We start from the raw sequence: 6,345 nt of genomic DNA on the forward strand, positions 1-6,345 counted from the left end.
GCTTCGTCGGCAGCGTCAGATGTTTATAAGAGACAGGGCGCTAGGCGCGTGCAGCATAATCCTACTAATCTGTGCTAATCTGTGGCAAAAAAGGGCCTTTGCGATCTTCGCGTCCTTCGTGGTTTCTGGCCCTTCGTGCGCTTCGTGCCCTTCGTGGATCAATATTCTGTGCTAATAAGGAGCATGCATGGACGATTTACTGGTAATTGGCGGCGGCTCGGCGGGCATAACCTTTGCCAAATTTGGCGCTTCGTTGGGCGCAAAAATTACCATAGTCGAAGCCAATAAGCTTGGTGGCGATTGTACATGGACTGGCTGCGTGCCCAGTAAAAGCCTCATCCATGCCGCCAAAATTGCCCATACAGCGGCAACTGCTGCCCGCTATGGCATTGCTGCCCAACCACAAGTCGATTTTGCGGCGGTTATGCAGTATGTGCGCTCGGTGCAAGAGCAAATTTATCAGCACGACGACGCGCCCAAGGTGTTGCGCAAAGCAGGCGCACGGGTTATCGAAGGTCGTGCCCGTTTTTATGATGATCAAACCGTGGAAGTTAATGGTGAGTTGCTACGCGCCAAGCATGTTTGCATTGCAACCGGCTCGCATCCCAAAATTCCAGCGATCGCTGGCTTGGCCGAGGCTGGCTACCTTACCAATGAAGATGTTTTTTTATTAGATGAATTGCCCAAGCGGATTGTTATGCTTGGTGGTGGGCCGATTGGCTGCGAGCTAGGTCAAGCACTATTTCGGTTGGGCGCAGAAGTTAGCCTAATTCAACAAGGCTCACGCCTGTTGCCCAAAGATGATCATGCCATGGGTACAGCCTTAGCCCAAGCCCTCAAAGCCGAAGGCATGCAAGTTTACCTCAACACCAAAACACTCAAGATCGAGGTCCAAGCTGGAGCCAAACACGTCACGATTCAAACTGCTGGTCAAGAGCCACAAACCTTGGTGGCCGATGCGATTTTGGTGGCCGCTGGGCGCACACCAAATGTCCATAACTTAGGCTTGGATGCAGCAGGCATTTTATACGATCCTGAACGCCGGATTCATGTTGATCAGTATTTGCGCACCAGCAATCCACGGGTCTTTGCCTGTGGCGATGTGATTGGGCGCTATCAATTTACCCATGTTGCTGCCCAAGAAGCAGGAGCCGTGCTGCGCAATGCACTTTTCCCTGGCCAAAGTGCTATGAAATATGAGCTAGTGCCGTGGGCAACCTTCACCGATCCCGAAGTTGGCCATGTGGGCTTGAATGAAGATCAAGCGCGAGCCAAGTATGGTAGCAGCTTGCGCGTTTATGAGTTGCCGTGGAGCGCCAACGATCGGGCGCGTACCGAGGATGCAACGCAAGGCTTTACCAAAATTTTGGCGGTTGGACGCAAAGAGCAAATTGTCGGCGTGCATATTATCGGCCAAGGCGCAGGCGATATGATTAACGCAGCGGTGTTGGCGATGGGCACGGGCGTTAGCGCCTCAAAGCTTGGTGGTTTGATCAACGTCTATCCTACCCGCTCACAAGGCCTCAAAATGACTGCCCAACGCTCGTTTACGCGTTGGCTCGAAAAACCATGGCTGCAACGCGCCTTGCGCTGGTATTTTCGCTAGCTCCCCTCTGCAATGCGTGCTGATAAACACGTCCTCCTCCTCGCCCGCGTTTTCGTGGGAGAGGGGGTTCTTACAAGGGTATGTGTTAAGATCCCCTCACCCCCAACCCCTCTCCCGTGCGCGGGCGAGGGGCTTTAGGCGGTGGTTTTTCCGCCATTTTTTGGTACACACTAGTCAGCTCCCCCTCGCTCGCGTGCAGTGGGAGAGGGGGTTGGGGGGTGAGGGAATTCTCTCAACTTTTATGGCACGGCAACCCCAAATGCACCGCTCGTCAATTGTTGTTCTGCTCCAGTTTCAACATGAATTTGCCAAACGCCATTACTACTATTATTCAGCAAATATTGGCTGTCACTCGACCAAAAAGTCAACGAGGTGGCATATTGGTCAAAATAGGGCAAGACATTCAAAAACTGGCTACTTGGCGCAAACGATTTGAGCCGCTTAACGTTGCCCGCCTGCACATCCAGCACTTCCCAATGCACTTGCACGCCAGTTTGGGCTTGACGGCTAACCCGCACAATTCCTGCATCGCCGCTTGGCCCGCGCGGCTTGGCATCTGCAACCAACAAGGCAACCGAATGCCCATCAGGCGACCAGAAAAAAGCCAACGGACGCGCGGTTTCAAACGTTTGGCTCTTACCAGTCGCAATCGTTTGAATCATCAGGCCCGAACGGGTCTGAATGCCAAAGGTTTGGTAGGCCACTTTGGAGCGGTCGGGCGAAAGCACAAACATAAAGCCATCGCTGGTTGGCTCGCTCAAAGCCCGTTGCCCAGCTTGATCGATGTGCATCAATTGGTTGATATTGCCATCAGCCACGACAACCACGCGTGCTGAGCCATCAGCATTCCACGCAGGCGCTTGAAAATCACCAGCAGTTTCGCTAAAAAAGGTCAGATCATTGGATTGGAGTGAGTGCAGGGCGGTGCTGCCAACCGGCGTGCCGCCGCCTGTGTGCAACAGCAAAGCGCTACTATCTGGCTTCCACGCAAAATACGATGGCTGGCCATCACGCACTTTACGCGCTGTTTGCGAGCCATCAGCAGGCACAACATACAATTCCATGGTTGTGCCTGCGGCCAAAAAAGCGAGGCTTTGGCTATCAGGCGACCAAGCAAGATAAAAAGGCCGCAAATTGAAATCGCTAAAAATGCTACGAGCAGGGCTGCCATCAAAAGTCTGAATGCGAATTTCGCTCTGTTTGGGGCTAAGTTGAATATAGGCGACGTGCTGGCCATCGGGCGCAGGCGTAACTTGAGTGTATTGAACAGTGGCTGAGGCATCATTGGTGAGGGCTAATGTTTGTTTGCTGGCCGTGATCAGCTGCAGATTGCCTGCTTGATCTTGCACCAAGGTTCGATTGGGCTTAACCGCTGGCGCTTCCTGTTGCCACCAGCCAATACCGAGCGCCACACTAATGCCGACAACTCCGCCGATTAACAGTAGCCAACGAATGCCTCGTCGCATGACATCGCCTCCTATTAAGTTGTCATAATCGTCGTACCAGCCAATCAAGTTTTAATCAAAATTTGATTGGATTGGTATACAGTTAAGCCTATCACGAATCTGCTTACGAGCCACTTAACCTAGCCGCATTTTTGCTAGGACTATTACGCTATTTTGGCATGTACCTATGTTATTGATTGTGCTGCCCAAAAGTTGTATTATTTAGCAGGAAGCTCAGCAGTAGCCTATGCTACAGTAGCAACACCGCTCAATGATGAATGCGTTTGTGGATTGTTATTCCTAGCGAAGGACTGTTGTTATGCTTACGTTTCAACCTAGCAGCCAAGAATTGAATGAAGCTAGCCTTGTTGCAGGGTTGCGTCAGCGTGATGACGAAGCATTTCAGTGCTTTTTGCAAACCTTCGCGCCGCAAATGCAACGGCTTGCTCGCCGCTATGTCTACTCCGACGACGAAGCCGATGATATTGTGCAAGAGAGTTTTATTCGCGCTGCTGAATATATCAACCGCTTCGAAGGCCGTAGCAGTCTGAGCACATGGCTGCATCGCATTACCGTGAATGCTGCCCTCGATTATCGCCGCCGCCAACGCCCACAAACCCCACTCAACGAATTAGATCAACGGCCTATTGCTGGCGATTTGGGCGATGTAGCGCTTTCTGCCGAACTAAGCCAGTATATTTACGAGGCGCTTGCAACCTTGCCCCAACGCCAACGCATGGCGATTAGCCTCTGCTACTTGCAGGGAATGATGGCCCAAGAGGCTTCACACTCATTAGGCATTAGCCCCGATACGGTTTATGGCTATTTGCAACAAGCCTTCCCAAGCCTGCGCCGCGCGCTCGCCTGCTACATCAGCGAAGTGTGAAACACCTTTTTGCTTTGCGCGTATAGCTGCTGCAACATCCATCGGCGGCAGTTCCCGCAAGGAGGTGTCCTATGCAAATCACTCTTATGCTGATGTTGTGTGTCGTTGGAGCACTCGCACTGGTGCTGGGGGAAGCCCATATGGTGCGTGTTCCAGGCAGTATCCAGCCGCTTTCCCTCATTGGTTGGCGTTTGGCCGTTTATATGATGTTAATTCTTGGCACGTTAAGCATTATTGCAGTATTATGATACCGATGTGCTGATCGATACATCGGCTCATTGCCCACAAGGCAGTGGGCTTTTTTTTGACAAAAACTCATTTATTGAGATATTATCTCTTTTGTAACTGAGAATAATATCAATTAGCTAAGGATTCAATTTCAATGCGTCGATATAGTTTCGTGCTGTTGCTGGTAATTTTAGTTGGCTGTGGCCAAAGCACCGCCACTGTTCAGCCAAGCCAAATTAGCCAAAGCCAACAGCAAACCACCACCGCCGATCAAGTAGTGCCAACAGCCAGCGCGATTGCCACCGAGCCAGTTAGCCAAATTCGCGTGGTCACAACCATGAGCATTTTGGCCGATGTGATCAAGCAAGTCGGCGGCGATCGGGTGATCGTCGATAACATTATTCCCTTGGGTGCTGGCCCGGAAGATTATCAAGCTACGCCTGGCGATAGCCAAAAAATCGCCGATGCCAATATTGTATTCTTCAATGGTCACGCGCTGGAAGAATGGCTCGAACCCTTGTTTGAAAATGCTGGTGGCAGCGAGCAACCACGGGTTGAATTATCTGCAGGCTTGGCAGCAATTGAAGACGAACACGCCGATGAACACGCTGGCGAAGAGCATGCTGATGAAGAACATGCCGATGAGCACGCTCACGAAGAGGGCAACCCACACTTTTGGCTCGACCCAACCTATGTGATGTCGTATACCTTGACGATTCGCGACCAACTCAGCGCCATCGATCCAAGTGGCAAAGATGTGTATGCGGCAAATGCAGAGGCCTATCTTGGCCAGCTCGAAGCCCTCGATCAAGAATTGCAAGGCTTGGCTGCTCAAATTCCAGCCGAACGGCGCAAATTGATCACCAACCACGATGCTTTCCCCTATTTTGCCAAGCGCTATGGCTTTGACGTTGCTGGCGTGTTGCTGGAAAACCCCGAAGCCGAGCTTTCTGCTGGCGATTTGGCGGCCTTAGTCGAGAGCGTCAAGGCTAGCGGCGTGCCCGCAATCTTCTCCGAATCGCAGTTCAACCAAAAAACTGCCGAGTTGCTTGCTGATGAAGCGGGCATAAAAACGATTGCCGTGTTGTATACCGACACTTTAGGTAGTGATATAGCAACTAGCTATATCGACATGATGCGGTACAATATGAATACTATTGTTGCTGCGCTCAAATAACGCACACGTGATGTATGGCAGTGGCTATAGGAACAGCAGCGGCTGTTGCCTATAGCTTCTTGCGTTAACAAGGATTTTTCTATGGCAGCGGTTGCTTCCCAAGCGCATATTCGGCTCCAAGCGCCTACGACGATTGCCCCAGCGCTTGAAGTTCGTCAACTTACTATTCGGTATGATCAACGCCCAGTGCTGAGCGATGTTTCGTTTCAGGCCCAATCCAGCCAATTAATCGGCATTATCGGCCCCAACGGTGCTGGCAAAACCTCGTTGATTAAAGCCATCTTAGGCTTAATTCCTTCGACTGGCCAAATTTTGGTAGCAGGCCAAGCCTTGGCCAAACGTTCGCGCAAAGTCGCTTATGTGCCGCAGATTAGCGCGGTCAATTGGCGCTTTCCTGCCAGCGTGCGCGATGTTGTGCTGATGGGGCGTTATGGCCAGCTTGGTTGGCTGCGGCGACCCAAAAAAGCCGATTATGAGCTAGCCGACGCGGCACTTGAACAAGTTAATATGCACGATTTTGCCCAGCGCTCAATCGCCGATCTTTCTGGCGGACAGCAGCAGCGGGTCTTTTTGGCGCGTGCTTTGGCCCAAGAGCCAGATGTGTTGCTGCTCGATGAGCCAATTAGTGGCGTTGATGTGCCAACGCAAGAAGTTATTTTGCATCTCCTGCGCGATTTGAGCAATGCTGGTCGTACCTTGCTGGTTACAACCCACCATTTGCAGCATTTGGAGCATCATTTCGATGCCTTGCTCTGCCTAAACCAACGCTTGATTGCCTATGGCCCACCAACCGCGATTATGACCCGCGACGTGGTTGAGGCAACGTTTGGCCGCTCATTAGTGCTGGTGCCAAGCCACGAACGGATTATTCTCGATTGCAACCATGGCAATTGCAGCGAAAAACCGGCGCTCACCAATAGCGATTCAACAGCGAAGAATTAGCGGACTCGTGGCGCTTGGGTGGTGATTGAGCAGGCATTCCTGATCCCCGACCCCTAACCCC

Annotated in this window: 6 protein-coding genes; 5 read left to right on the top strand and 1 reads right to left on the bottom strand. The window is 51.8% G+C overall.

Features of this window, described 5'->3' with window-relative positions:
• Window positions 1-187 precede the first annotated feature (187 nt).
• Entirely contained in the window at window positions 188-1,606 is a 1,419-nt protein-coding gene (locus C5S61_RS00210; protein ID WP_110513098.1) for a dihydrolipoyl dehydrogenase family protein, read from the top strand.
• A 239-nt stretch (window positions 1,607-1,845) separates the two neighbouring features.
• Here C5S61_RS00210 and C5S61_RS00215 read toward each other — a convergent pair whose 3' ends face one another.
• Complete coding sequence (locus C5S61_RS00215) at window positions 1,846-3,072, bottom strand: TolB family protein (protein WP_110513101.1); 1,227 nt, start codon at window positions 3,070-3,072, stop codon at window positions 1,846-1,848.
• Between the two features lie 298 nt (window positions 3,073-3,370).
• Between C5S61_RS00215 and C5S61_RS00220 the strand changes: the two genes are divergently transcribed.
• The 4 genes from C5S61_RS00220 to C5S61_RS00230 all read left to right on the top strand — a co-directional run bounded on the left by C5S61_RS00220 (window position 3,371) and on the right by C5S61_RS00230 (window position 6,284).
• A complete protein-coding gene (locus C5S61_RS00220) occupies window positions 3,371-3,937 on the top strand; it encodes an RNA polymerase sigma factor (RefSeq protein WP_110513103.1) in 567 nt (188 codons plus the stop codon).
• A 71-nt stretch (window positions 3,938-4,008) separates the two neighbouring features.
• A complete protein-coding gene (locus tag C5S61_RS26680) occupies window positions 4,009-4,185 on the top strand; it encodes a hypothetical protein (protein WP_160319474.1) in 177 nt (58 codons plus the stop codon).
• A gap of 134 nt (window positions 4,186-4,319) precedes the next feature.
• Window positions 4,320-5,342 carry a metal ABC transporter substrate-binding protein gene (locus tag C5S61_RS00225; protein ID WP_110513105.1) on the top strand — a complete coding sequence of 341 codons (1,023 nt, stop codon included), beginning with the start codon at window positions 4,320-4,322 and terminating at the stop codon, window positions 5,340-5,342.
• An 81-nt stretch (window positions 5,343-5,423) separates the two neighbouring features.
• Window positions 5,424-6,284 (top strand): metal ABC transporter ATP-binding protein, encoded by an 861-nt coding sequence (locus C5S61_RS00230; RefSeq protein WP_110513107.1) that lies wholly within the window; start codon window positions 5,424-5,426, stop codon window positions 6,282-6,284.
• The last annotated feature ends 61 nt before the right edge of the window (window positions 6,285-6,345 follow it).

Source organism: Herpetosiphon llansteffanensis (genome assembly GCF_003205875.1).
Taxonomy (GTDB): Bacteria; Chloroflexota; Chloroflexia; order Chloroflexales; family Herpetosiphonaceae; genus Herpetosiphon; species Herpetosiphon llansteffanensis.

Excerpts from the sequence above, each read along its gene's own strand:
- C5S61_RS00210 (WP_110513098.1), top strand. The coding sequence starts at position 188 with ATGGACGATTTACTGGTAATTGGCGGCGGCTCGGCGGGCATAACCTTT.
- C5S61_RS00215 (WP_110513101.1), bottom strand. The coding sequence starts at position 3,072 with ATGCGACGAGGCATTCGTTGGCTACTGTTAATCGGCGGAGTTGTCGGC.
- C5S61_RS00220 (WP_110513103.1), top strand. The coding sequence starts at position 3,371 with ATGCTTACGTTTCAACCTAGCAGCCAAGAATTGAATGAAGCTAGCCTT.
- C5S61_RS26680 (WP_160319474.1), top strand. The coding sequence starts at position 4,009 with ATGCAAATCACTCTTATGCTGATGTTGTGTGTCGTTGGAGCACTCGCA.
- C5S61_RS00225 (WP_110513105.1), top strand. The coding sequence starts at position 4,320 with ATGCGTCGATATAGTTTCGTGCTGTTGCTGGTAATTTTAGTTGGCTGT.
- C5S61_RS00230 (WP_110513107.1), top strand. The coding sequence starts at position 5,424 with ATGGCAGCGGTTGCTTCCCAAGCGCATATTCGGCTCCAAGCGCCTACG.